Origin of the sequence: Streptococcus sp. 3874, from assembly GCF_013276425.1 — a bacterium.
In the GTDB taxonomy this organism is placed as follows: Bacteria; Bacillota; Bacilli; order Lactobacillales; family Streptococcaceae; genus Streptococcus; species Streptococcus pseudopneumoniae.
The window spans coordinates 1-26,593 of record NZ_VMLA01000094.1; the positions used below are offsets into that span (position 1 = coordinate 1).

At 39.9% G+C, this 26,593-nt stretch carries 22 protein-coding genes, 2 tRNA genes and 1 pseudogene; all 25 read right to left on the reverse strand.

What is annotated here, in order from left to right; genetic code table 11:
* Positions 1 to 97: 97 nt before the first annotated feature.
* Positions 98 to 1,510, reverse strand: coding sequence for a Fe-S cluster assembly protein SufB (gene sufB, locus HT703_RS08975; protein WP_000797052.1), 1,413 nt, complete (start codon positions 1,508 to 1,510; stop codon positions 98 to 100).
* A 57-nt stretch (positions 1,511 to 1,567) separates the two neighbouring features.
* Complete coding sequence (gene sufU, locus HT703_RS08980) at positions 1,568 to 2,008, reverse strand: Fe-S cluster assembly sulfur transfer protein SufU (RefSeq protein ID WP_023936697.1); 441 nt, start codon at positions 2,006 to 2,008, stop codon at positions 1,568 to 1,570.
* Complete coding sequence (locus HT703_RS08985) at positions 1,995 to 3,221, reverse strand: cysteine desulfurase (RefSeq protein ID WP_023936695.1); 1,227 nt, start codon at positions 3,219 to 3,221, stop codon at positions 1,995 to 1,997. The genes sufU and HT703_RS08985 overlap by 14 nt, the downstream gene beginning before the upstream one ends.
* A 10-nt stretch (positions 3,222 to 3,231) precedes the next feature.
* Complete coding sequence (gene sufD, locus HT703_RS08990) at positions 3,232 to 4,494, reverse strand: Fe-S cluster assembly protein SufD (RefSeq protein ID WP_023936693.1); 1,263 nt, start codon at positions 4,492 to 4,494, stop codon at positions 3,232 to 3,234.
* A 27-nt stretch (positions 4,495 to 4,521) separates the two neighbouring features.
* Complete coding sequence (sufC, locus tag HT703_RS08995; protein WP_000114489.1) at positions 4,522 to 5,292, reverse strand: Fe-S cluster assembly ATPase SufC; 771 nt, start codon at positions 5,290 to 5,292, stop codon at positions 4,522 to 4,524.
* 264 nt (positions 5,293 to 5,556) lie between these two features.
* On the reverse strand, positions 5,557 to 5,751 hold the full coding sequence (locus tag HT703_RS09000; protein WP_001041547.1) for a DUF3272 domain-containing protein: 195 nt from the start codon (positions 5,749 to 5,751) through the stop codon (positions 5,557 to 5,559).
* A gap of 27 nt (positions 5,752 to 5,778) precedes the next feature.
* A complete protein-coding gene (gene dnaX / locus HT703_RS09005) occupies positions 5,779 to 7,434 on the reverse strand; it encodes a DNA polymerase III subunit gamma/tau (RefSeq protein ID WP_023936690.1) in 1,656 nt (551 codons plus the stop codon).
* Positions 7,434 to 7,931 carry a GAF domain-containing protein gene (locus HT703_RS09010; RefSeq protein WP_023940982.1) on the reverse strand — a complete coding sequence of 166 codons (498 nt, stop codon included), beginning with the start codon at positions 7,929 to 7,931 and terminating at the stop codon, positions 7,434 to 7,436. The genes dnaX and HT703_RS09010 overlap by 1 nt, the downstream gene beginning before the upstream one ends.
* Positions 7,932 to 8,017: 86 nt before the next feature.
* Positions 8,018 to 9,220, reverse strand: a complete 1,203-nt coding sequence (gene rpsA, locus HT703_RS09015; RefSeq protein ID WP_001001629.1) for a 30S ribosomal protein S1 — start codon at positions 9,218 to 9,220, stop codon at positions 8,018 to 8,020.
* Between the two features lie 162 nt (positions 9,221 to 9,382).
* A tRNA-Gln gene (locus tag HT703_RS09020) sits at positions 9,383 to 9,454 on the reverse strand.
* 9 nt (positions 9,455 to 9,463) lie between these two features.
* Positions 9,464 to 9,544: transfer RNA gene (locus tag HT703_RS09025), tRNA-Tyr, on the reverse strand.
* Between the two features lie 49 nt (positions 9,545 to 9,593).
* Positions 9,594 to 9,824, reverse strand: a complete 231-nt coding sequence (locus tag HT703_RS09030; protein ID WP_033683467.1) for a DUF2969 domain-containing protein — start codon at positions 9,822 to 9,824, stop codon at positions 9,594 to 9,596.
* Positions 9,825 to 9,991: 167 nt separating this feature from the next.
* Positions 9,992 to 10,636, reverse strand: a complete 645-nt coding sequence (gene pcp / locus HT703_RS09035) for a pyroglutamyl-peptidase I (RefSeq protein WP_000699369.1) — start codon at positions 10,634 to 10,636, stop codon at positions 9,992 to 9,994.
* Between the two features lie 14 nt (positions 10,637 to 10,650).
* Complete coding sequence (locus HT703_RS09040) at positions 10,651 to 11,574, reverse strand: DUF979 domain-containing protein (RefSeq protein WP_023936687.1); 924 nt, start codon at positions 11,572 to 11,574, stop codon at positions 10,651 to 10,653.
* Positions 11,571 to 12,260, reverse strand: a complete 690-nt coding sequence (locus tag HT703_RS09045) for a DUF969 domain-containing protein (protein WP_000454773.1) — start codon at positions 12,258 to 12,260, stop codon at positions 11,571 to 11,573. Before HT703_RS09045 ends, HT703_RS09040 begins: the two co-directional genes overlap by 4 nt.
* 64 nt (positions 12,261 to 12,324) lie before the next feature.
* A pseudogene (locus HT703_RS09050) lies at positions 12,325 to 14,290 on the reverse strand (peptide ABC transporter substrate-binding protein).
* Positions 14,291 to 14,312: 22 nt separating this feature from the next.
* Positions 14,313 to 15,335 (reverse strand): branched-chain amino acid aminotransferase, encoded by a 1,023-nt coding sequence (locus HT703_RS09055; protein ID WP_023936685.1) that lies wholly within the window; start codon positions 15,333 to 15,335, stop codon positions 14,313 to 14,315.
* A gap of 134 nt (positions 15,336 to 15,469) precedes the next feature.
* Positions 15,470 to 17,941, reverse strand: coding sequence for a DNA topoisomerase IV subunit A (parC, locus tag HT703_RS09060; RefSeq protein ID WP_081005510.1), 2,472 nt, complete (start codon positions 17,939 to 17,941; stop codon positions 15,470 to 15,472).
* 257 nt (positions 17,942 to 18,198) lie between these two features.
* Entirely contained in the window at positions 18,199 to 19,368 is a 1,170-nt protein-coding gene (locus HT703_RS09065; RefSeq protein ID WP_023936678.1) for a hypothetical protein, read from the reverse strand.
* Positions 19,369 to 19,418: 50 nt separating this feature from the next.
* Positions 19,419 to 20,246 (reverse strand): aminoglycoside 6-adenylyltransferase, encoded by an 828-nt coding sequence (locus HT703_RS09070; RefSeq protein WP_023932843.1) that lies wholly within the window; start codon positions 20,244 to 20,246, stop codon positions 19,419 to 19,421.
* A gap of 64 nt (positions 20,247 to 20,310) precedes the next feature.
* Positions 20,311 to 20,913, reverse strand: a complete 603-nt coding sequence (locus HT703_RS09075; protein ID WP_054392733.1) for a Fic family protein — start codon at positions 20,911 to 20,913, stop codon at positions 20,311 to 20,313.
* A 12-nt stretch (positions 20,914 to 20,925) separates the two neighbouring features.
* Positions 20,926 to 21,267 (reverse strand): hypothetical protein, encoded by a 342-nt coding sequence (locus HT703_RS09080; protein ID WP_023932841.1) that lies wholly within the window; start codon positions 21,265 to 21,267, stop codon positions 20,926 to 20,928.
* 149 nt (positions 21,268 to 21,416) lie between these two features.
* Positions 21,417 to 22,562 carry a restriction endonuclease subunit S gene (locus tag HT703_RS11835; RefSeq protein WP_172930041.1) on the reverse strand — a complete coding sequence of 382 codons (1,146 nt, stop codon included), beginning with the start codon at positions 22,560 to 22,562 and terminating at the stop codon, positions 21,417 to 21,419.
* Between the two features lie 17 nt (positions 22,563 to 22,579).
* Positions 22,580 to 24,607, reverse strand: a complete 2,028-nt coding sequence (locus HT703_RS09090) for an N-6 DNA methylase (RefSeq protein WP_033605195.1) — start codon at positions 24,605 to 24,607, stop codon at positions 22,580 to 22,582.
* A gap of 14 nt (positions 24,608 to 24,621) precedes the next feature.
* A complete protein-coding gene (parE, locus tag HT703_RS09095) occupies positions 24,622 to 26,565 on the reverse strand; it encodes a DNA topoisomerase IV subunit B (protein WP_054392735.1) in 1,944 nt (647 codons plus the stop codon).
* Positions 26,566 to 26,593 lie beyond the last annotated feature (28 nt).

Consider the following 26,593-nt stretch of genomic DNA (forward strand, 5'->3'; position numbering starts at 1 on the left):
CACCGCTTTGAGGTTGTAGATAAAGCTGACGTGGTTTACACTTTGATTTTCGAATAGTATCAAAGTCCTTGATTTTGAGTATATCTAAAATCAAATTTTACCCAACTGACCCTTCCATCTCATAGCTAATCAAACGGTTCAGCTCAACAGCATACTCCATTGGAAGCTCTTTTGTGAAGGGCTCCACAAATCCCATAACAATCATTTCTGTCGCTTCTGATTCTGACAATCCACGACTCATGAGGTAATACAATTGTTCTTCTGAAATCTTAGAAACCTTAGCTTCGTGTTCCAAAGCAACTTGCGAGTTGTGGATTTCATTAAATGGAATAGTATCTGATGCCGACAAGTCATCCATGATAATGGTATCACATTCAATGTGAGAAACAGATTTCTTAGAGTTCTTGTTAAAGGTTACTTGACCACGGTAGTCAACCTTTCCTCCGCCTTTAGCGATGGATTTAGACACGATAGACGAACTGGTATGTGGAGCATTGTGAATCATCTTGGCACCAGTGTCCTGGTGTTGCCCTGCATTAGCAAAGGCAATAGAAAGCATAGTACCACGCGCCCCTTCTCCATCTAGGCAAACAGATGGGTATTTCATGGTTGTTTTGGCACCCAAGTTTCCATCAATCCACTCAACAGTCGCATCTTTCAAGGCTTTGGCACGTTTCGTTACCAAGTTATAGACGTTGTCAGACCAGTTTTGAATGGTTGTATAACGCATATAAGCTCCTTTTAAGGAAAAGATTTCTACGATGGCCGCATGCAAGCTGTTACTTGAATAAGTTGGTGCTGTACAGCCCTCTACGTAGTGGACACTTGCTCCTTCATCAACGATAATCAAAGTACGTTCAAACTGACCAGTATTTTCGTTATTGATACGGAAGTAGGTTTGAAGTGGAATATCTACCTTGACCCCTTTTGGTACGTAGATAAAGGTTCCACCTGACCATACTGCTGAGTTAAGGGCAGCCAACTTGTTATCTGTCGGCGGTACCAACTTAGCGAAGTATTGTTTAAACAAGTCTGGGTATTCTTTGAGAGCAGAATCCGTATCTGTAAAGATGATACCTAACTTCTCAAACTCTTCCTTCATGTTGTGGTAAACTACTTCTGACTCGTACTGGGCAGAGGCACCAGCTAAATAAGCACGCTCAGCTTCCGGAATTCCGATACGTTCAAAGGTTTCTTTAATTTTTTCAGGAACCTCATCCCATGAACGAGCTGGCTTATCAGATGGTTTTTGATAATAAATCAAGTCATCAAAGTCAATCTCTGACAAGTCTGCTCCCCAAGTTTGCATGGGCATTTTTTTGAAGGTTTCATAAGACTTCAAACGAAATTCTAACATCCACTCAGGTTCTCCCTTAGCAGCTGATAGTTCACGAATGACATCTTCATTCAATCCTTTTCCTGTCGATAGGACAGGCTCTACATCATCATGGAAACCAAATTTATATTCACCAAGGTCAATTGGTTTTGGTTCTACTCTTTCTTCAGCCATAATATCCTTTCTTTCATTCTTCATTTCTACTGATTCATAAGACAAAAGAAGCTTGCCTTACTGATTTTCTTGATTTTCAATTGTTTTCTTCAGGGCGTTCCAAGCTAGGGTTGCACACTTGATTCGTTGAGGAAATTTGGCAACACCTGACAAGAAGGCTGCATCTCCAAGACTATCTTGTCTGTCATCTTTTTGCCCTTGAACCATTTCAGAAAAAATGGTCGCAAGTTCTAAGATTTCTTGCTTGGTTTTTCCTAAAACTGCATCTGTCATCATGCTAGCAGATGCAGTTGAGATGGTACAACCTGAATTTAGAAAAGCGATATCCTCCAAACGATCATCTGCATCAAACTTGACAGAGAGGTTGATGACATCGCCACAGGTTGGATTGTTGAGACTGATTTGTTCAGCATCTTCCAGCTTCCCTTGGTGATGTGGATTTTTCGAATGGTCCGCTACCACTGCCATATAAAGGCTATCTAGTTTAGAAAGTGCCATTGAAAAACTCCTTTGTCTTTTGTAAGGCATCGACTAGCTTGTCGCAATCTGCCTTGGTATTGTAGATATAAAAGCTAGCGCGAGCTGTTGCTGGGACATCCAAATACTGGAGCAAGGGTTGCGCACAGTGGTGACCCGCACGAACTGCTACTCCTTCATAATCCAAAGCAGTCGCAAGGTCGTGAGGATGAAGGTCGCCTAGGTTAAAAGCAATGACACCTGAACGTTGAGCCAAGTCCTGTGAACCATAAATGGTCAGTCCTTCAATCGCCTGCAGTTTTGGATAGACGTATGCGATCAATTCCTGTTCATGGGCTTCAATGGCATCCATACCAATCGTTTCCAGATAATCCACTGCAGCAGCAAGTCCGATTGCACCAGCCATGTTAGGAGTTCCAGCCTCAAATTTCCAAGGTAATTCCTTCCAACTAGCAGATTGCTCATAGACGAAATCAATCATCTCACCACCAAATTCTACTGGTGACATTTGCTCCAGATACTTTTCTTTGCCATAAAGAACACCGATACCAGTCGGACCAGCCATCTTGTGACCTGAAAAGGCAAAGAAGTCCACATCCAAGTCCTGGACATCAATCTTCATATGAGGTGTAGATTGAGCACCATCCACTACCATGATTGCCCCAACTTGGTGGGCTAATTGAGTGATTTCCTTGATCGGATTGACCACACCAAGAACATTGGAGGCATGAGCTAGGGAAACAAATTTAACCTTATCAGTCAATTTAGCTCGCAAATCCTCCATATCCAAGGCACCATCTTTAAGACAGACATAGACAAGCTCTGCTCCAGTCTTTCGACAAGCTTCCTGCCATGGAATGATATTAGAATGGTGTTCCATTACTGAAATCAAGACCTGGTCTCCCTCAGTCAAGACTTCCTCAGCATAACGCGCTACCCAGTTCAGACTGGTTGTCGTTCCTCTGGTAAAGAGAACTTCCTTTGTAGAGTCTGCATTGATAAACTTACGAATGGTTTCACGAGCCGCCTCATAAGAAGCTGTCGCCCTTTCTGCCAAGGTATGAACACCACGGTGAACATTGGCATTGTCGTTCTCATAATAGCGGTTAATTGTTTCCAGAACTGCTAGTGGTTTTTGTGTCGTCGCAGCATTGTCCAGATAGACCAACGGTTCATCGTTGACAATCTGGTCTAAAATTGGAAAATCCTTGCGAATCGCTTCTACATCTAACATAGGCTTCCCCTTAGCGTTTTGACAATTTTTCTTCGATAGTCGCAATCATTTCATCACGAACTTCCTTGACTGGAATCTCAACGATAACGGATCCAAGGAAACCACGAACAACCAAGCGTTCTGCAGTTGCCTTATCCAAGCCACGGCTCATGAGATAGTACATGTCTTCTGGATCTACTTGCCCGATAGAAGCCGCGTGACCAGCAGTGACGTCATTTTCATCAATCAAAAGAATTGGATTGGCATCTGAACGCGCTTGGTCTGAAAGCATGAGAACACGGCTCTCTTGTTGCGCATCTGCTCCCTTGGCACCCTTGATAATGTGGCCAATACCATTGAAAGTTAAAGTTGCTTTTTCAAGAATAACCCCATGTTGCAGGATATTTCCGATTGAGTTGCAACCATAGTTTGTTACACGAGTATCAATCCCTTGCACCTGACGGCCACTTGAAAGAGCTACAACTTTCAGGTCAGCATGGCTACCGTTACCAATCAAGTCACTATCAAAGTCAGCAACGACGTTTCCTTCGTTCATGACACCGATTGCCCAATCAATGCTTGCATCGTTGCCTAGTTTACCACGACGGCTAATGTAAGCAGTGACGTTTTCACCTAGACGGTCAATGGCGGCAAACTTCACTTGAGCACCAGAACGTGCAATTACTTCTACTGTGATATTAGCAGTTGCTTTGGCACTTCCTTCACCGCGTGACTCTAAACGCTCCAGATAACTAATCCTAGAATTTTTACCAGCGATAATAAGGATATGCTTGTTAAATGGCACATCGCTATCGCTGTCTTGGTAGAAAATCCCTTCGATTGGTTCAGCAATCTCAACATTATCAGGAATGTAGAGAACAGCTCCACTGTTAAAGTAAGCTGTGTGGTAGGCCGCCAACTTATCATCGTCATACTTAACAGATGACATGAAGAATTCTTCGATCAGCTCTGGAATTTCTTCTAAAGCTGAATGGAAGTCTGTAAAGACAACACCCTGTTCAGCCAACTCAACTGGAATTTGCTCAAAAACAGTTTGAGTTCCTACTTGCACCAACTTTAAGTGGTTATCTAGTGCAGTGAAATCTGGAACATTTGCTGATGGCTCACTTTCTGTAATCGTTCCATCCCCCAGATTCCAACGGTGGAATTTGACACGCTCAATAACTGGTAATTCCAAAGTCTCAATCTTGTCAAAAGCTTTTTGACGGAGATCAGCCAACCAGCTTGGTTCAGCGTGCATTTCTGAAAAAAGTTTAATATTTTCTTTAGTCATTTACTTCTCCTAAAAGACACGAGGAAATTACAATTCTTCCTTGTAGTCGTAGCCAAGTTCTTCAGCTAGTTTTGCGTATCCTTCACGTTCCAAACGCGCAGCCAATTCTGGACCACCAGAAAGGACAACACGACCTTCCATCATGACGTGTACCACATCAGGTGTGATGTAGTTCAAAAGACGTTGGTAGTGAGTGATAATCATAGCACCAAAGCCTTCACCACGCATAGCATTGACACCTTTAGAAACAACTTTAAGGGCATCAATATCAAGACCAGAGTCAATCTCATCCAAAAGGGCAAAAGTTGGTTCCAACATCAAAAGTTGAAGAATCTCATTACGTTTTTTCTCACCACCAGAGAAACCTTCGTTGAGGTAACGCTCAGCCATTTCTTCTTTCATGTTGAGCAATTCCATTTTTTCATCTAGCTTAGTGATGAACTCGCGAACTGAAATTTTTTCATCATCTTCTTTACCAGCATTCATAGCTGCACGAAGAAACTCAGCATTGGTAATTCCAGGAATTTCTGATGGGTATTGCATAGCAAGGAAAAGTCCCATACGCGCACGCTCGTCCACTTCCAACTCAAGAATGTTTACGCCATCAAACAAGACTTCACCTTTGGTAACTTCATAGTTTGGATTTCCCATGATAGCAGCAGAAAGAGTCGATTTACCAGTACCATTTGGTCCCATGATAGCGGCGATTTCTCCTGTTTTCAGGGTCAGGTTAACCCCTTTTAAAATTTCTTTTCCTTCAATCTCAACGTGAAGATCTTTGATCTCTAATACTGACATGATAGTTCCTTTCTTTTTCAAGACCTTTACAGTGCTTACTAGAAACATACTAGTTGTCTCTAGAAAATACGGTAATACTCAATGAAAATCAAAGAGCAAACTAGGAAGCTAGCCGCAGGTTGCTCAAAGTACCGCTTTGAGGTTGCAGATAAAGCTGACGTGGTTTGAAGAGATTTTCGAAGAGTATAAAAGGTCAATAAATATACTTTTATAGTATAACAAAAAAAAGCCTAAAAGGCTTTGATTTTGTCTGGAAGCTGAAGGCTAGTCTTTCCTATTAAAATGCTGATCGATGACATCAACGATTTTGCCCATCACATAACTGACACGAAAATTTCTGAAGAGTAAAATTGCCCAAAAGGCTGCCATAATATAGCGGCCAGTCATCCAGGCTTCATTGAAAAAATAGGTCTCAGCAGCTGTAAACAGCGCCATAATAATAAATTGTTGTTTATTCATAAATTTATTGTATCATGAAATCTTTCTTTAGTCTTCCTCTACCTTCACTTTATCAGCCAAAAATTCAAATCCTTCTGGAATCAGACTTTCTTCTGCTTCTTTTTCAGTTTGAGAAGATTTGGCTTTGGCTGAAAAGGCTGCGCGAACTTCTTTCCATTCCTCCATGGAAATAGCTAAAATCTCAGGTGAAAAACCTGCCGCCTGACTGAGGATGTTACCAAACATGGTATTGAGATTGTCCCGTTTCATGGTTTGACCAGCATTGAAGTTAGACTCAAAAGCAAGAATAGCATGGTGTTCATTGGCCGCAACCGGTTGAGAACCAACTAGCAGAGCCTTATCAGGGCCTCCTAGACTTTCAATTACCTCTCCCCAGGCATTCTGCAAACGAATCAGATTTTGACGTGCTAAATCAGGATTTTCGACGGCCTCTTGTAAGATAGATTGCACTTTATTGCGATCAACACGATAGACTGTTTTGCCCGTAGCTGGTCGACTAGGAGCCGGTGCAACTTGTTTAGGAACCGCACCTACATTAGAAAGCTCTTGTTTGAGACGTGCAATTTCCTGTCTCAGTGCAGAAATTTTACTTTCAACTGCACCAGAAAGAGCTGGTTCGGGCTTGATTTCCGCCAAACGGATGGTCATCATTTCAGCATAAATCTTGGGCTGCAAACTAGACTTAATATCTGCTAAACTCACTGTCGCTAAGCGAATCATTTCAAACAGATTTTCTTGAGGAAGTGCCAAATTTTCTACAAAGACTGGACTATGATGAGTATTTTCTCCCCCTGTTTGAACAATTAACAAGTCTCTTAAATAGTGCAAAAGGTCGGTCACAAAACGAGTCATGCTCTTACCATTGTCAAAGAGAAGATTTAAGCAAGCTAATGCTTTGGGAACATCCTGCTGGGACAAGGCAGCCACATAATCATCTAAGGCTGATAGGCTAATAGTGCCAGTAATTTCTTCAGAGATGGCAGTCGTCAGCTCATTTCCCTGTGTCAAACTCAGGGCTTGATCCAAAATAGACAAGGCGTCTCGCATTCCACCTTCAGCCCGTCTGGCAATGATTTCCACAGCCTCTGGCTCAGAACTGATATTTTCTTTTTCTAAGATATAGCGGATATGTTCCTTAATATCCTGTGTTTTAATCGATTTAAATTCAAAACGTTGGACACGGGATAGAATAGTCGCAGGAATCTTGTGCAATTCAGTAGTAGCCAAAATAAAGACCACATTCTGTGTTGGCTCTTCCAACGTCTTTAGAAGGGCATTAAAAGCCCCTGTAGACAGCATGTGAACCTCATCTATGATGTAAACCTTATAACGAGCAAGGCTAGGCGCATAGGTAGATTTATCACGAATTTCGCGAATTTCATCCACCCCATTATTAGAGGCTGCATCCATTTCAATGACATCTTCTAAACTACCGTCCGTCACTGCCTGACAAATATAGCAGTTATTACAAGGTTCACCACCCACTTGATTGGGACAGTTCATAGCTTTGGCAAAAATCTTAGCTACACTGGTTTTTCCCGTTCCACGTGGACCAGAAAAAAGATAGGCATGACTTATTTTCTCTTGTTCTACTGCTTGTTTAAGAGTCTTAGCCACAACTTCTTGACCAACCAACTGGGAGAAGTTTTGACTTCTATATTTTCGATAAAGTGCTTGATACATTAAGATTTTTCCCCAAACATTGTAAAGTCCCATGCTGTCTTTTCAAGCAAAATAGCGACAAATTGTTCCAAATAATCTCGATCCATTGCATCGTAATCCTCAATCTCTGAAGAATCCAGATCCAGAACTCCAAGTAGTTGGCCATTCTTCATCATCGGCACCACAATTTCACTTTTAGCTAGACTATCACAAGAAATATAGTTGGGATAGGTCCTTACATCACCAACCAGGACTGTTTCCTGAAAGTGAGCTGCCTCACCACAAACACCCTTACCTAGTGCAATACGGATGCAGGAAACACCTCCTTGGAAGGGACCTAAAACCAATTCCTTTCCATCGAACAGATAAAAGCCTGCAAATACGGTATTAGGAAAACGTGATTTTATGAGAGCACTGGCGTTGGAAAGATTAGCCAAAACATTGGTTTCGCCTTCCAATAGGAAGGACAATTCTTCATTTAACATTTGATAACGTGATTGTTTTTCTGATTTTAACATAGAACTATTATATCAAAAAAGGAGCAGAGACAAAAGAAAAAATCCCTTGTTTAGTAAACAAAGGATTTTGTGAATTTTCAATTTGATTAAAGTTCGATATCACCAAACAAATCAGCCATTGAAAATCCTGTTTGTGTTTCTGGAAGTTCGAAATCACGCTTCTCTTGACGTCTTGGACGACGTGGACGAGCAGCACGTTTTTCTTCTTTTTGTCCTTCTTCTTGAGCTGGACGTTCTTCAAGAGCTTTAATAGAAAGTGATACACGCTCTGCATCTGCGTTAACTTCAAGAACTTTAACTTGAACTTCTTGACCAACTTTAAGAGCTTCTTTTGGATTTTCAATACGTTTGTGTGAAATTTGTGATACGTGAACAAGTCCATCGATACCTGGCAATACTTCAACAAATGCACCGAAGTCAGTCAAACGTTTAACTGTTCCTTCTACTACATCACCTTTAGCCAATTTTTGCTCAACACCATCCCATGGTCCTGGTACTGTTGCTTTAAGTGAAAGTGATACACGTCCTTCTTCTTCGTTAAGATCAAGGATTTTCACTTCAATTTCTTCACCAACAGTTACAACTGATTTTGGTGAAACGTTACGTTCATGTGACAATTCAGTCAAGTGAACCAATCCGTCAACACCACCAAGGTCGATGAAAGCACCGAAACTTGTGATACGAGCAACTTTACCAGTTACAACATCACCAACAGCAAATTTACCAAATACTTCAGCGCGAGCTGCTGCTGTAGCTGCTTCAACAACTTCACGACGTGAAAGGATGAAGCGGTTTTCTTTAGCATCAACTTCTTTGATTTTAGCATCAAATTCTTGACCTACAAAACGCTCAGTGTTACGTACGAAACGAGTATCCAACATTGAAGCTGGGATAAATCCACGAACACCTTCAAATTCTACTGAAAGTCCACCTTTAACGGCACGAGTTCCTTTAACAGTAACAACTTCTTCTTCGCGACCAACAAGTTTGTCCCATGCTTTGCGAGCTTCAAGGCGTTTTTTAGATACAAGGTATGTAACTGTATCAGTATCTTTACCAACTACTTGACGAAGTACAAGAACATCCAATACTTCTCCTACTTTAACAAAGTCATTGATATCTGCATCGCGATCGTTTGTCAATTCGCGAAGAGTCAAGACACCTTCAACACCAGTTCCAGAGATTGCAACGTTAGCTTGAGTCGCATCAACTGTCAATACTTCAGCACTAACAACATCACCAGTCTCAACTTGGCTAACGCTATTTAGCAAATCTTCAAATTCGTTCATCTAAAAAATCCTCCAACAATCAAGTTTTTTCTTAAACTTGACATACTTATAATTTTTTTCCTAAGCACTCGCAAGGACATGTTCATATCATTCACGTCTTTCAATTATAAAAATAAAATACCCTAAGATATTTTGCTTTTTATCTTGATTATTACCTAAGAACTGGGGTAGCTGGATTCGAACCAACGCATGAGGGAGTCAAAGTCCCTTGCCTTACCGCTTGGCTATACCCCATTGATAAAATGGAGAGAGAGGGATTCGAACCCCCGAACCCGAAGGAGCGGATTTACAGTCCGCCGCGTTTAGCCTCTTCGCTATCTCTCCTACAATCAACATGGACTATTATATCATGAAAATTTCAAAAAAACAAGACTTATTTTGCTAAATTATAATTTTCAATCAAAATTTCCACAGCTTTTTCCAATTTTTTATAAAAACTATCGACATTCCCATTCTTTATGATGGCAAATTGTCCATCTAATTCGGCAATTTCTCCGATAATTTTTTTACCAATGGTCAAGGTATAGCCTTCAAAACTGTCTTTTCCTACATTAACTTTGGCATCTGCTACTTGAATTTCAATTTTTTTATCTTTCTTGCTCATTTCATACCTCTCTTCACTTTTTCTATTTTACAAGAAAATCCTAAAACTAGCAAGAAAAAACTCTATATCAGGCTTGTCTGACATAGAGTTTTATGTAAACAACCTTAATCGATTTAGCATAGCTAATAGTTAGTAAACAAGCATAAGTGACTATCCTTTTTAGATTATCAGTGAGTCTCACCACCTACTAACTGCAAATCCTTATCTTTGTAGTCTACAATAGCTTCAATAGCTACCTCTATGCCTCTTACAATATCACATAGACTCATTCCTGCAGTATTCGGCTTATTTACTACTTGTTCCATCATATATGGAATATGCATGAAACCTGCTCTCATATTAGGGAATTTTTTATCCACTAAATAAAGAGCTTGGTACATCAAATGATTGCAAACAAAGGTTCCTGCACTATTGGATACAACTGCTGGAAGTCCTTGTTTTTTAATAGCTTGTACCATCGCTTTGATAGGTAAACTACTAAAATAGGCCGATGCTCCATCAATACGAATCGGTGTATCAATTGGTTGATTGCCTTCGTTATCAGGTATGCGAGCATCATCTTGATTAATAGCCACTCGTTCAGGTGTTAAACCTGTCCTGCCGCCTGCTTGTCCAATACAAAGTACAGCATCTGGTTGATATCGTAATATTTCTGCCTCTAAAACTTCTGACGACTTATAAAAAACCGTTGGAATTTCTACCCAGCGAACTTCGGCCCCATTAATCTCAGATGGTAATAATTTTACAGCCTCCAAAGCTGGATTAATCTTTTCACCTCCAAAAGGATTAAAACCTGTAACCAATATTTTCATTTTATTTTCCTTTACTAAAATGCGAGAAAGTACATTAAGAATATGTGAATAACAATCATTACTAGAGCAACACCTGCTTGAGCCTTTATAACACCATTCTGATCTTTCATATCCATCAGTGCTGCTGGTAGAGCGTTAAAATTAGCAGCCATTGGGGTCAATAAGGTCCCACAATAACCTGCTGTCATGGCAAGAGCACCAGCCACAATTGGATTAGCTCCCAGAGCAAATACAAAGGGAACTCCAACACCTGCTGTAATAACGGTGAATGCTGCAAAAGCATTTCCCATAATCATTGTGAATAGAACCATTCCAAGAACATAGGCCAAAACTCCTATAAAGCGACTATCTGAAGGAACAATACCGCTAATCAGATGAGAGATAACATCACCAACACCTGCTACAGTAAAAATAGCCCCCAAAGCCCCTAATAATTGGGGAACAATCCCACTTGTTGAAACTTGCTGAGTCATTCGATTATTTTCTGATAACAAACTCTTAGGGTGACTATTGGTAATCACAAGAACAGAAATTGTAGCAAACAAGGCGGCAAGGCTAATCGAAATCTTGCTAAATTCTGGAATCATTTGCGCTAAGACCAACGCAAGTATTGCCATCAGCATAACTGGAATAAAAATTTTATTTTTCAATCTGTTAGATTCAATATTGGCTTTCATTTCATCTAAGGATGGCAAGGTTCCGATACGGACTTGCTTAAACAATGTTAACAGCGATAATAGGATTACAATAATACCAATACTCATATTTGGCATATAGGAACCACCTATAAACGTAATAGACAATAAAATCCAAAATGCAGATGTTCCAAATCGGACTGGGTTTGTTTTATCTTTATAACTACAATAGGCTGTATGGAGAAATTGACAACCAATCACAATATAGGTCAACTCTAATAGTTGCTTTGCCAACTCTGTCATTTTTGTTCTCCTCCCCTAGTCTTTTCTGATGTCAATTTTTTATCAAATAAATAATTATAAATCCCCACTACAATAAGTGTTATAACAGCAACAATAATAGATGCAGAAGCAATCCCTGCATAATTGCTTTCATAGCCTAACTGATCTAATGTTCCCCCTATCAAGAGGACTCCCCCAGCACCTACAAACGTATTTTGAGCAAAGAAATTTCCAAAATTTTCATTCGCAGCTGCACGCGCTTTTATTGTCTCATCTTCAACCTCTGTTAACTTTCTACCTAATTGAGACTCTGCTGCTGCTTCTCCCATAGGTTGAACCAAAGGTCTGACAAACTGAGGGTGTCCTCCTAGACGAATTGAAAAGAAACCAGCTAACTCTCGAATAAAGAAATAAACTGTATAGAAGTTTCCAACTGTCAGACCTTTAATCTTTCGAATCAAATCAATTGATCGTTGCTTGAGTCCAAAGGTTTCTGACAGCCCCACAAGAGGCAAGGTAACCATAAAAATCGTGAGCACTCGCTGATTGCTAAATTCTTTTCCCAAAATCTCCAAAAATTCAACAAGAGAAACACCTGAAACTAAAGCTGTAACCAAACCAGCTAAGACTACTGTTGCAATTGTATCAAACTTTAAAATAAAACCCACAACAATGATTGCTATTCCTATTAGCTTAATCCACTCCATATCAAACTCCTTTATATCCAAAATGACAGTATTTTTAAAATTTTATCAAGAGCAATACCATTCCTTATTTAATGTGTTTTTCTAGTTCTTTTTGGTATTTGCTATTGGATTCCAATTTTTCTTTTTGCCATTTTTTAAGAGCTTCGTCATATTCTTTTGTTGTAACAATATCTTTTTGCAATCTCATTCCTTTAAAGATATATGGATCCCCCTTAATACCAACTTGTGAGTATGGTTTTGAGAATGGTACTACGTTACTTACAACTGGAGAACCGCCAGATGAAGCTGTTGGCATCAATAATGAACTATCTGTCAACCAAGCTTGAGCTTTGGCATATTTTTCATATCTCTTCTCTAGGTCAGTGGTCTCAGAAGCAGCATCTTCTAACAATTTCTTATATTGATCCAAACCAAGTTTAGCTACAACATCCTTATCTTTTCCTTTCGTAATACCAAGGTGTTTCATGGCAGAACCAGATTTTGGATCCATAATATTCAAGTAAGACGCTGGATCTTGATAGCTTGGAGCCCATCCTGTACTGTTCAAATCATAGTCTTTTTGAGAAGGAACACGCGCTTGTGATGTAATCGTTTCTTTTTCATTATCTGTCATTTGAAGTACATCGATGACAACATTTTCAGCACCAAGAGTTGATTCAATAGACTGTTTGAAAGAGTTGCTTTGTTGAACGGCGATAGTATCTGTTTGTTCAACCGGGACATCCAAGTGAATTGGGAAAGTTACCCCTTTAGATTCCAGGTCTTTCTTAGCTTTTTCGAAAGCAACTTTAGCCTTGTCAGGGTTGTAGATAGAATCCTTACCGTCAACTAGCTCAACACCTTTCCATTGGTCACCATAGTTCACCAACTCTGCTTGAGCGATTTGACCAAAGTTCTTACCACCTGCTTGTACGAAGTTATCTGGAACAAGACTGTTACGAATAATCTTGTCCGCACCGTCTTCACCATTTAGCTGGGCAGCATAAGAATGGCGGTTGAAGGCAAAGTTGATAGCCTGACGGAAGTCCTTATTAAGCATAGCTTCTTTTGTAGAAGTCTTTTGTTCTTCACTTGTTTTCGCAGTTTTATTGTATGATTGACGATTTACGTTAAAGGTGAAGTAATAACTACTTGAGTCCTGTGGGCTATAAGTAATTTTATCTCCGTATTGTTCCAAAGTTGAAGCAAAGTTTGAGCTACTTGGGAAGAGACGGGCTGTCGTATAGGCACCTGAAGAGAAGCTACGAATCAACGATTCCTGATCTGAACCATCGTAGTAGGTCAATTTAATCTTCTCAATTTTAACATTTTCTTTATCCCAGTAATTTGGATTTTTTTCATATTCAATCAACGATTTAGAAGTCAATGTTTTTAAGAAATAAGGACCATTGTAGAGAATGCCTGCTGGGCTAACCTCTCCGTAATTCTTTCCTGATGCCTTTAAAAACTCTTCATTTACTGGCAACATCGTCGCTGTTGTAACTTTTGAATTCCAGAAACTTTCTGGCGCATTCAATGTATACTCAACTGTGTAGTCATCCAAAGCTTTAACACCAACTGCAGAGAAATCATTGGTTTCACCAGTCATATAGGCGTCCAAGCCTTTGATTGAATTTTGGATGAGAGAGACACCGTCTGACTTACCATCAGCAACGTGTTTTAGTCCTGTCACAAAGTCATGGGCTGTTACTTCTGCGTATTCTTCGCCTTCTGATGTGTACCATTTCACTCCTTTACGAAGTTTATAGGTATAAGTCAATCCATCTTTTGAGACAGACCAATCCTCAGCCAAAGAAGGAATAACATTACCATATTTATCATTTTCCATCAAACCATCAACGACATTTCCGATAATATCTGTTGTGGATGTACGCGTTGCTATGCTGTAGTCCAAGGATGCTGGATCCACTGCATAGACATAAGAAAATGTTGTCGGAGCATCTGCTTCTTTATCAGCTTTTCCACAGGCTGCTAAAAGATGTTGTGCTTAGGATAAGTCCTGTTGTTAAAATCCACTTTTTCGATTTCATAAAAATCTCCTTTAATATATTTTTAATCTACTTTTACAATCCAACCTTCTGGCGCTGGAATATCACCAAACTGAATACCTGTCAATTCATCATAGAGTTTACGAGTCACAGGACCTACTTCTGTTTCGCTATAGAATACATGGAAATCATTACCGTGTTGAATGCCTCCAATTGGAGAAATAACCGCTGCTGTACCACAGGCACCTGCCTCTACAAAACGGTCAAGGTTATCAATTGGAACATCACCCTCAATAGGAGTTAAACCCAAGCGGTGTTCTGCCAAATAAAGCAAAGAATACTTGGTAATAGATGGCAAGATAGATGGACTCAATGGTGTTACAAATTCATTATCAGCTGTAATTCCAAAGAAGTTAGCTGATCCGACTTCTTCAATCTTTGTATGTGTTGATGGATCTAGGTAGATAACATCTGAGAAATGACGTGACTTGGCCAATTTCCCTGGCAAGAGACTGGCAGCATAGTTTCCACCAACCTTAGCCGCACCTGTACCATTTGGAGCAGCACGGTCATATTCATCCTGAATCAAGAAGTTGGTTGGGACCAAACCACCCTTAAAGTAATTTCCAACTGGCATAGCAAAGATAGTAAAAATATACTCCTCTGCTGGTTTTACCCCGATAATATCTCCGACACCAATCAAAAGAGGGCGAAGATAGAGGGTTCCACCTGTTCCGTATGGTGGTACGTATTCTTCATTGGCACGGACAACTGCTTTACAAGCTTCTACAAACATTTCTGTCGGAACTTGTGGCATCAAGAGACGGTCACATGTCCGTTGCAGGCGTTTGGCATTTTCATCAGGACGGAACAGTTGAACACTGCCATCCTTAGTACGATAAGCTTTCAAACCTTCAAAGGCTTGTTGACCATAGTGGAGACTTGGAGAAGACTCTGAAATATGCAAGGTTGCATCTTCTGTAAGTTCTCCTTGATTCCATTGTCCATTTTTAAAATGAGCAATATAGCGATAAGGTAATTTCATATAGGAGAAACCAAGGTTTTCCCAATCAATCGTTACTGTCATATTCCACTCCTTATTCTAAAAACCTATTTCTTATATTCTACACTATTTTTCTAAAATAGCAAGTATATTTTGTAATTTTCAGAAAATTTCTTCAATAAAAAGAACCAGCTCTTAGAACTGACTCTTCATTTCACTTATTTAGCTTCTGTAAATACTTCTTTAAGATAAGCGTCAAAAACTTCTTCATCTGAAATCGTGTCAGAAATGAAGCTTCCATTGCTAGTGCGTTCTGACAAGTTCAAGTCTTGCAATCGGCTTTCATAGATTGTTCCTTTATTGGATTGGACAAGCAGAATTTGATCGTTCCCGTCCACTTCTGTACTGAAGAGGTCACCAACGAAGCCTTGTTCTGCAACTGCACCAGCCAAGAAGACACGGTGCGGTTTGTTTTTCAACTCACGCAAGACTTGTAGTCCTCGTTTGGCACGGCTGGTTGCCGGAATTTCGTCAATAGAAACACGTTTCAAACTTCCACGTTGGGTCAAGAGGTAGAAGGATGAGGTATTGCAAATAAAGGCAGACTGGAGAACATCATCTTCTTTCAGGTTCATAGCCTTGACCCCTGCAGCCTTGGCACCGACAACCGGAACCTCTTCAATATTGAAACGAAGGGCATAACCGTTTTGGCTAATCAAGACAACATCATCCAATTTAATTGGAGCCACTGCTACAATCTGGTCTGTCTCGTCTTTGAGCTTAGCATACTTGACAGACTTAGTTTTATAGGTCCGCCATGGAGTGAATTCTTTTCGTTCTACCCGTTTGATTTGACCAAGACGAGTAGCTGCAAAATAAGTTGTCGCATCATCAACCTGATCCACAACTTCCACATAAAGGATTTCTTCATTCGTTTCAAAATTGGTAATAGTTTGGCTCAAATGCTCTCCGATGTCCTTCCAGCGAATATCTGCTAATTCATGGATTGGTCTGTAAATGACATTTCCAAGAGTCGTGAACATCAAGAGATGCTGGGTTGTCTTGGCAGATTGAACAAAAATCAAACGGTCGTCATCACGTTTGCCAATTTCCTCTAGCGTTGAAGCCGCAAAGGAACGCGGGCTGGTACGCTTGATGTAACCTGCCTTGGTTACGCTGACGTAGGTATCTTCCTCGGCGATCAGACTAGCTGTATCAATCTCGATTGCTTTCGCAGTGTCTTCTAAAGTACTCAAACGTGGAGTCGCAAATTTCTTCTTGACCTCACGAAGTTCTTTCTTCATGAGATTGTACATGGTCCGTTCATCACCGATAATCGCCGCAAGCATAGCAATCTTTTCACGAAGTTCTGCTTCTTCTTCCTGCAAGACAACTACGTCTGTATTGGTCAAACGGTACAGTTGCAAGGTTACGATAGCCTCAGCCTGTTCTTCCGTAAAATCATAGCTAACTTTGAGGTTTTCCTTGGAGTCAGCCTTATTCTCAGAAGCGCGGATAAGAGCAATGACTTCGTCCAAAATCGAAATCACACGAATCAAACCTTCGACAATATGGAGACGCTTCTCAGCCTTCTCCTTGTCAAAGCGGGAACGAGCCAAAATCACTTCACGACGGTGGGCGATGTAGCTAGACAAGATTGGAACTATCCCAACCTGACGAGGCGTGAAATTGTCAATCGCCACCATATTAAAGTTGTAGTTGATTTGCAGGTCTGTGTATTTGAAGAGATAGTTGAGAACGAGCTCCGTATTAGCGTCTTTTTTGAGCTCAATCGCAATACGAAGACCATTACGGTCAGACTCATCACGAACCTCAGCAATGCCTGCCACCTTGTTATTGACACGAACATCATCGATTTTCTTGACTAGATTGGCCTTATTGATTTCATAAGGAATCTCAGTAATAACGATTTGTTCCTTACCACCTTTTAGCTTTTCAATTTCAGTCTTGGAACGAACAACCACGCGCCCTTTCCCAGTCTCATAAGCTTTCTTGATTTCATCACGACCCTGAATAATAGCCCCTGTAGGGAAGTCTGGTCCAGGCAAGAATTCCATGAGTTTATCAATCTTTGCAGTTGGGTGGTCAATCATGTAAACTGCAGCATCTATGACCTCAGCTAAATTATGGGGAGGAATGTCTGTGGCATAACCAGCCGAAATCCCAGTCGAACCATTGACCAAGAGGTTTGGAAAGGCTGCTGGCAAGACCGTTGGTTCTTTCTCCGTATCGTCAAAGTTCCATGCAAAAGGAACTGTCTTTTTATCGATATCCTGAAGAAGATAGCCTGCAATTTCAGACAAACGTGCCTCAGTATAACGCATAGCCGCAGGAGGATCTCCGTCCATAGAACCGTTATTACCGTGCATTTCAACTAGAATCTCACGATTTTTCCAGTTCTGTGACATACGAACCATGGCATCATAGATAGAAGAATCCCCGTGTGGGTGGAAATTCCCCATGATGTTCCCGACTGACTTGGCCGACTTACGGTAGCTCTTGTCAAAAGTATTGCTATCCTTATTCATAGAATAAAGAATACGGCGCTGAACCGGCTTCAACCCATCACGAATATCTGGCAAAGCCCGGTCTTGAATAATGTACTTGGAGTAGCGACCAAAGCGCTCTCCCATGATGTCCTCCAGGGACATATTTTGAATGTTACTCATATAGGATACAGAGCCCGTAAAATATCAAGTGAAAATAGAAGATTCTTGAAGTAAGCAAGCTCACCAGAGAATTTATCTTTTTCACGCATCATTTAGGGCGTGTTCAACTCCTTTCAAATTTTATATAAGTGGACTAGGTTATAACTAAAAAACGATTTATCTTTTTTACACACCGTTTAGTCCGTGTTCAGTTTTTACATGCAAGTTGAAAAGAATGATCTCACAGAAATAGACGTGTTTGGATAATAAAAAATAGATTATTCATATTCTTGTTTTAATGCATCCTTAACTTCTTCTTTTAACGAATCCAAAAAATACTTTTTAATTTTAATTACTTCATCTACAACAGAATTGTCTAAATAGAAAACTCTACCAGTCTGTTGTTCATGAAGTTTTTTTAATAAATCCTTTTTATTTGGCCAAATAAGTTTTCTTGCTGCTGGAATGAATGCTTTATGCCCAGTGAACGGTAAAGTGAAACTTTGACCTTTTTTAAATGACTTATTAATTATTGTTAAGGTAGCAAAGCCCATAACCTCTTCACCGAGCACAACAACAATGAATGGTCTAATATCATATTCATTTCCTTGATTGGAATAATAACAATACTCTTTAGAAATATTATATTTATATTTCTTACCTTCAATTTCTGTCGATTTAAATTTTAGAACTCGTAAATTATCAGGTTGCAAACCATGACTAAAAGTATTTAACTCAATCTTATTATCATCCTCTGAATAAATCAAATAGACTGTTGGATTATCTCCAAAATCACCTTCAAATTCAAAAGACTGAAACAAATAATAATTATATTTATAGTCATTTCTTGAAGTAATGGTCATTTTAGAAATCACAGGGGGAGTAATTACCAAATTGTCTATTTTCGATTTTTGAATATATGCTAGTTGAGTATCATGTTTAATATTATTTTTAAAACCAAATTCTTGCAATTGTTTTAAGAGTTCCTCTATTGAGGATACTATTTCAGAATTCGATTCTTTAATAACATTTGCTATAACAGCAATATCTGACTGAGAAAACTGAGACATTTTTCTAACTAAGTCAATAAATTTTTTATCTAGCTCATCCATCAAACTAATTGAAAAACTTTTATTGAAAGCCTGAGGATACTGATCCTCCAAAGCGTTTTTAAAATCATCATAAGTAGCAAACGTGCTTTTCAAGTGATATTCAATCATCAAAATTTCTTCAACAATATGATTTGTCTCCCAAAATCTTAAAACCTCTTCAAAATACGGATTATCTTTATGACGGTCTATCATATAATCTCGATAATCTTCGATAAGTTTTTTTAAACTCTTTTTATCAGCCTTCTCTTGCAAACCTAATGAATCATAAAATTGATCCCAAGAAAAATCCGCTATTTTACCAAACAAATATGAAGTAATTCCTAAATCTAAAAACATTATAATCCTCCGAAATGTTACTAAATGGCTTTATCCTTATCAATGGAATTCTAATCTACTACATTTAAGCATCTTCTTTCCTCAGCATACTCAATCATCTTCTCAGCTACTTCTTTATCGTAGACAAAGCCCAGCTTTTGAGCAAGTCTTTGAGCTTCTCTATGGAAAAGTTGCATCGTAGCAAACAAAGACTGAATGATTTTATCTAAACTTGAGAAATCAAGAAGATTTGAGAATTCATTCTCTTTCTCAGCAGGCAAATAGTGAAAGAGGTACTTGTAATTTTTACCGATGTCAACTGCTCCCCTATCACTTACTGCCTGCCAAGCTAAGACTTTTAAGAGTTCTTGTTGACAAATACCGTAGAGATAGTCCGTGGCATAGATGACTTGTTTGCGACAAATCCCTTTAACCACGTAGGCTGACACCCACCAAAATTCATTGCAGGAATTTTTAAAATCTGTCTCAGTAGCTGGATGTATCCAAAAACGTTCTAGATTTTGGGAATAGGGTTTAAATAAATATTCTGGGTCTTCCAAAACAGCGAATCCTGCCTCGCTATCCACCCACTCTTGAATGTGTTCTTTGGGGCAGAGAGTCAAATCAATACGATTACCATCTTCAAAGAGCATGAGGTAGAGACGACGATGGTCAAGAGCAACCTCTTGCTCAATAATGCATTTGCCAAACTGGTCTAGCCAAGAAAGGTCACTCGTCAGATTATCTAAATCGTCCACGACATAGATCACATCATAGTCTTGAAATTCATCTTTTGGGGCCTTTGGGTTTGTCCGTGAACCAGATATGGCGACAGCTTTGACTTGAAGCACTTTTGCGGTTTGAAAAATTAAATCAAGCATTTCGGGTTCAGTTCTCATGTTAATACCTTCTCGTTTTATAGATTACTAGGTGTCTGCTTCTTCTTACTGGATAGTTTTTATACTATAACTCCCCTGTCTGGTAAAGGCTATATCCTTCGTAGTAGTATGAAGCATCCACTCCCTTAAAGAAACTGGTCTGACTGAGGTCATCCGTCAAGTTATTGAGAAGTAAATACTTGAGTTCTCCAGTCGATACTGCACTACGCTTCATGGCATTGAGGTATTCATCCTTATCAATGGCGTTCCAATCTACCACCTTACCCAGCTTCTCACGAAGCATACAATCTAGCCAAATCCGCATTGCGCGTCCATTCCCCTCACGGAAAGGATGGGCAATATTCATATCCGCATACTTATCAACCACTTGATCAAAATTGTCATGAGGAAGTTTGTCAATATACTGTAAGGATTGCTCTAAAAAAATACGGGGAGCAAATTGAAAATTATCCTTTGCAATATTAACATCACGGATTTTTCCAGCGAAATCATAGATGCTGGAAAAGAGATAGTGGTGAATAGCTGACAGCCCTGCAAATGTCCCAACTTCCATCTCGAACAAGTCTCCTGTCTGAAAAAGCAGGGCAGCTTGTTTTTTTGTCAGTTTTTCTTCTGCATCTGCCAGCTGGGCTGAGTTGGTTATGCCTAGTTTATTTTCCAATGCCATATCTTCCCCTTATTAACGCCATTTTGTATAGAAAAGAGGGTATCCTTTAGCAATATGTTCTTTCAGTTCATCTGGCAACTCAAACTCTACAATGTCTGTAGTAACCCTTGGTAAGTAAGCAAAATCTCCGTTGAGTCCGCTACAATAGAAACCATTTTCCTTAGCCTCTTTGTCCAATGAAAATATCACTTTTGGAATAAAATACTCATAATCAGGCTCTCTATTAGAAATCATATTTCTTACATCCAAAATAGATGTTTTCGCATCCAACACATCAAGTACTTTCCCATACTCTGCATGACTTATTTTGAACAATCTAATCTTTGCCGCTCCTTTAGGTTTCTTATTCTCCATTTACTGGATCCTCCTTCTTACTTTTTTCAATGTAAACTGTTTGTAAGGTGTAAATAAATAGCTATTATCAAAACTCAACTTGTCCTTTTTAGGGAAAAACTGCCTAAAAATTAGGACAGCTACTCCCTAAAAAGGACAGATATACTGAACTATCTTGCTACTACTTCCTTAGTCGCAGCAATTTTTTTGTCAGCCCAGATGACTAAATCCTTGATAACTAATTTCTCCACTGCTCGAACAAAGTCAGACATAAATGTATAGTCGATTTGATTATTTTTGATAGGAAGCTTAACATCTGTCTCTTTTAATACTTTTTCATTAAAAGAGCTACTTCCCCAACTAAATGTAGAGAAACTCTTTCTTAATGAAGTAATTAAATAAAGAGCTTTATACCTATCCAATTCTACTTCTTTAGTGCGCAATACCTTAATTTTATCTCCTGTGAAATAGGGTTCTTTTTGATAAAACATCGTTGCCGTATCTTGACCAAAACTAATTGTGTTAGCAGGATTGAGAAATTCTTCACTCTCTGTAATATAACCTCGAATCCCATTGTTACTATCTCCACGAGCTACATAAGGAAACTTTCCTCCAAACTCAATCATATTTGCATTGAATTTCTTTTTACTACTGGATAAGTTAAAGACCTGAGAAAGTTGGAATACCTCCGACTCCTCTACTCTACTCTTAGTATCGGAAAGTTTTGCAAACTTGTCAAGTACTTTTTCATCATTTTTTGTAAGATGATAATCTCTGAGATTTGTTACAGTTAGATAAGCCTCGAGCGTCTCGATGCGTTCAGCCTCGAGCGTCTCGATGCGTTCAGCCTCGAGCGCTTTGATGTAGTTTTCCATATATGAAAATGCCAATTTGTTATTGAGAGTTGGAAGTTTAACTAGGAGGTCATGAGATTTAGAAGAGCGTAGCTTATTTCCAAAATCAAATTTACCAACTAAAGATTTTTGAATTGAAGATGCTAAAAATAACATGGAGTGTTCACTATACTCTTCGTCATTCCAGTAGACACCCACATCATCTGATGCGCTAAATTCATAATTTCGATAAAAAACATTTCCAAAAATATCAATAGTCAGAGAATTTTTTGGAAAAATAGTCATCTTATTCCCAATATGTCTAACGACACCCGTATTAGTCACTCCTGCCATCACAAATGGTAAAAGGCCATCTATCTGATCTGCTTTCGTTAGACGGGAACCCTGAACAATATTACCAAATAAATCTCCTATCCGATACTCTCTCCACTCGCCCCCACTTGCTTCAAATTCCTCTTCCAATTTTTGAAGGCGAGGGCTTAGGCTTTTTTTGAGCTATCTTCCCCCTTGTTTTTCAGGAGTTGTTCCACTTCCCAAGCTAAGTAGTCAGCAACAGTCTTTTTAAAATCATCCAAGGTTGGTTTTGTATCAATGATCTGGTGCTGTTCGAAATTCCAATCATTACCCTTGTCAGTGATAAAGTCCTCAATAAAGATAGCATCTAAATCCCAAAGTTCTTTACTCACTTCCGCTCTCTTTCCAGCCTTATAAATTTTAATCACATCTTGGTAACGCTGGATAGGATTATCAACCTCTGAAATACCTCGCTTAGCACGTTTAAAACCGTCATTTCTAAAGTCAATAAATTTAACCGTCTGGTCGTAATCGTGTGCCTCATGAGCCTTAAAAATGTAGATAGAAGTCTGGACTCCTGCCATGGGAACAAAAAGGTCAACAGGCATTTTGATAGAAGCAAGTAGGGTATGCTTTTTCAAAATAGCTTTAGCTGTCTTTGTTGCCTTACCAGAACCAGCACTATCTTGAATGATAATGGCACCTAGGCCACCACGCTCCATCTTATCCAAACCATAGGCTATAAAAGGAAGACCATTTTCTTCATAAGAGAAAGGGGGATTCAGCAAGACACGATTAGCTTTAAAATCCGTAAACAGACTCTCAGGACGATTGAATGCAGAACCTTTTTCAATTCGACTAGATCCATCTCCACGAAGAATCATATTGGTTGTCGCTAAGGTATACATCTCTGCATTAAGTTCTATTCCTAGCAGGTTATCTTTCTTGAGCTTCGCAATCTCCTCGTTGGCTCGAGAAGTCCCCTTCCCAAAACTGATATTTGCATGATCTATCATCAACTCCATCGCTGAAATGAGGAAACCAGCTGAACCAGTCGCCAAATCCATAACCTTGCTCTCACTTGTTATCCCCAGAATTTGCGCCATCATTTTGGTAACATAAGGAGGGGTCAGAACAATACCAATTTCTTTTCCATCTCCCAAAGCATACTTTAGAAATTCGGAGTACATCTCCCCCATAATATCGATATGTCCACCCAAACCATCAATGGACTTGAAAATATTCTCATAGATAAAAGTGAAGATTTGCTTGGTAACAGAATTTTCCTTTTGAGGGAGAAGTTGTGCTACTTCTTTGTCATTGGTAATCAACTCGTCACGCTGGCTATCTTTGGAAATTTCTCCAAAAGAAGCCAACATGAGAGTTTTCTTATCTTCATTGATTTCACGTTCATCTAGGAAAGCCTTGATTTGATCAACAACTTTCTTACCATCACGCTTGGTTTCAGACTGCACACCTTTTAAATCGTCAGGTATTAAGCCCTCATCAACCTTTTTGCCCTTACAATCTACGATATCCTGCATAGATAATAGCATACCAGACACATAAAGCACCCGTTGAGGAGCTGTGATATTATGGTTGTGCATCAATTTATTGAGCTTTTTAGCATAGCCTTGCAAGGTCGCTTGACTATCAATCAGAATTTGGTGTTTTTCTTCTTCGCTCAAAACAGCATCTTTGTAGAATATCTCAAAGGTGGACTCATTTTCCAAAAAATCAAAAGTCGTTACCTTTGATAGCTCTTTATAGGCATTAGGAGCAGAACCAAAGACATAATAAACTTTGATAGTCACATTTTCTTCGTTATCACCTGCAACACCAACTGCGACGGCTTCATGATATTTACCACTATCAATAACTGCCCTCGCATAATGCAAAACCCCATTCACCGCAAAATCACTAATTGATTTATCATCAAACTTAATACCGTCCTTTGTTTGAGCAACTAGCTTAGATAATTTGAGTTTGTTTTCAATCAAGATAGGAACTTGTTTGTATTTTTCAATATGAAAATCTGGTTTTCCAAAATTAGTCTTAGTTTGCGTCTTAGCCGCTCCCTTAAGCGCCTCTTTGAGATAAGCACTCATAGCAGATTCTTCATTATAATCCTGCAATTTTTTCAAACCAAGATTTTCAAACTGCTTTTTCACATAGTCATTCACATCCGACTCTAATTTCCAGTTTACTAACATATTATTTTCTTTCATTAAAACACTGTCGCTTCTTCCAACGTAAACTTGACATTATCCTCAATCCATTTACGGCGTGGTTCGACTTTATCGCCCATGAGGACATTGACGCGGCGTTCGGCGCGGGCTAGGTCTTCGATTGTGACACGGATGAGGGTACGAGTTTCTGGGTTCATGGTTGTTTCCCAGAGCTGGTCGGCATTCATCTCTCCAAGCCCCTTGTAGCGTTGGAGTGTTGCTCCTTTACCGAACTGCTTGCGGAGTTCTTCTAGCTCTCCGTCCGTCCAAGCGTAGGCCACTTCTTCTTTCTTGCCTTTACCTTTTGACATCTTGTAAAGAGGCGGAAGGGCGATATAGACATGTCCTGCCTCGACTAGCGGACGCATGTAACGGTAGAAAAATGTCAAGAGCAAGGTCTGGATATGGGCACCGTCAGTATCCGCATCGGTCATGATAATGATCTTGTCATAGTTGGCATCTTCAAGGGAGAAGTCTGCTCCGACACCCGCACCGATGGTATAAATCATGGTATTGATCTCTTCATTTTTGAGGATATCTGCCATCTTGGCCTTGGCTGTATTGATAACCTTACCACGAAGAGGTAGAATAGCCTGGAACTTGCGGTCACGGCCTTGTTTGGCAGAACCTCCGGCAGAGTCCCCCTCGACTAGATAGAGTTCATTCTTAGCAGGATTCTTGGACTGAGCTGGGGTCAATTTCCCAGACAACAAGCCCTTGTCTTTTTTATTTTTCTTGCCATTTCGGCTCTCATCACGTGCTTTTCGTGCCGCTTCGCGAGCATCACGCGCCTTGATAGCCTTGCGGATGAGGTTAGAAGCCAATTCACCATTTTCCATAAGGAAGAAGGTCAACTTATCCGCCACAATTCCATCCACAACGGGACGAGCCAGTGGGCTTCCCAATTTGTCTTTGGTCTGTCCCTCAAACTGCAAATGTTCTTCAGGGACTAGAATAGAGAGGACAGCCGCTAGTCCCTCACGATAGTCTGAACCTTCAAGGTTTTTATCTTTTTCCTTGAGAAGACCTGTCTTACGCGCGTAGTCGTTCATAACCTTGGTAATAGCGGACTTGAGTCCTGTCTCGTGCGTACCACCATCTTTGGTGCGAACGTTATTAACAAAGGACAAGATGTTATCTGAAAATCCATCATTGTACTGAAGAGCTACTTCCACTTGGAAACCATTATCTTCCCCCTCAAAGTACAGAACCGGTGTCAAGGTTTCCTTGTCTTCGTTTAGATAAGAAACAAAGTCCTGTACCCCGTTCTCATAGTGGAACTCAATCGCTTCATCTGTTCGCTTATCTGTCAGAGACAAGGTCACATTTTTCAAGAGGAAGGCTGATTCATTGAGGCGCTCTGAGATGGTATTGTACTTGAAGTCTGTCGTAGAAAAGATCGTTGCATCAGGCATAAACGTAACCTTGGTACCTGTTTTAGACTTGGGTGCTGTACCGATTTTCTTCAAGGTCGTGACAGGTTTTCCCCCATTTTCAAAACGTTGCTTGTAGACTGCACCATCACGAGTAATTTCTACTTCTAACCAGCTAGAAAGAGCATTGACGACAGAAGAGCCTACCCCGTGAAGTCCACCAGATGTTTTGTAGCCTCCTTGACCGAATTTCCCTCCGGCGTGAAGAATGGTAAAGATAACCTCAACAGTTGGAATTCCCATAGCGTGCATACCTGTCGGCATCCCACGTCCATGGTCTTGCACAGTCAAACTCCCGTCCTTATTGATGGTCACATCAATACGATCACCAAATCCAGACAAGGCCTCATCGACTGCATTATCAACGATTTCCCAAACTAGGTGATGGAGACCAGCGCCATCGGTCGACCCAATGTACATACCTGGACGTTTACGGACCGCATCCAACCCTTCTAGCACCTGAATGGCATCATCATTATAATTGTTAATATTGATTTCCTTTTTTGACACAAGGAACCTCCTATTCGTTCATCTTTAC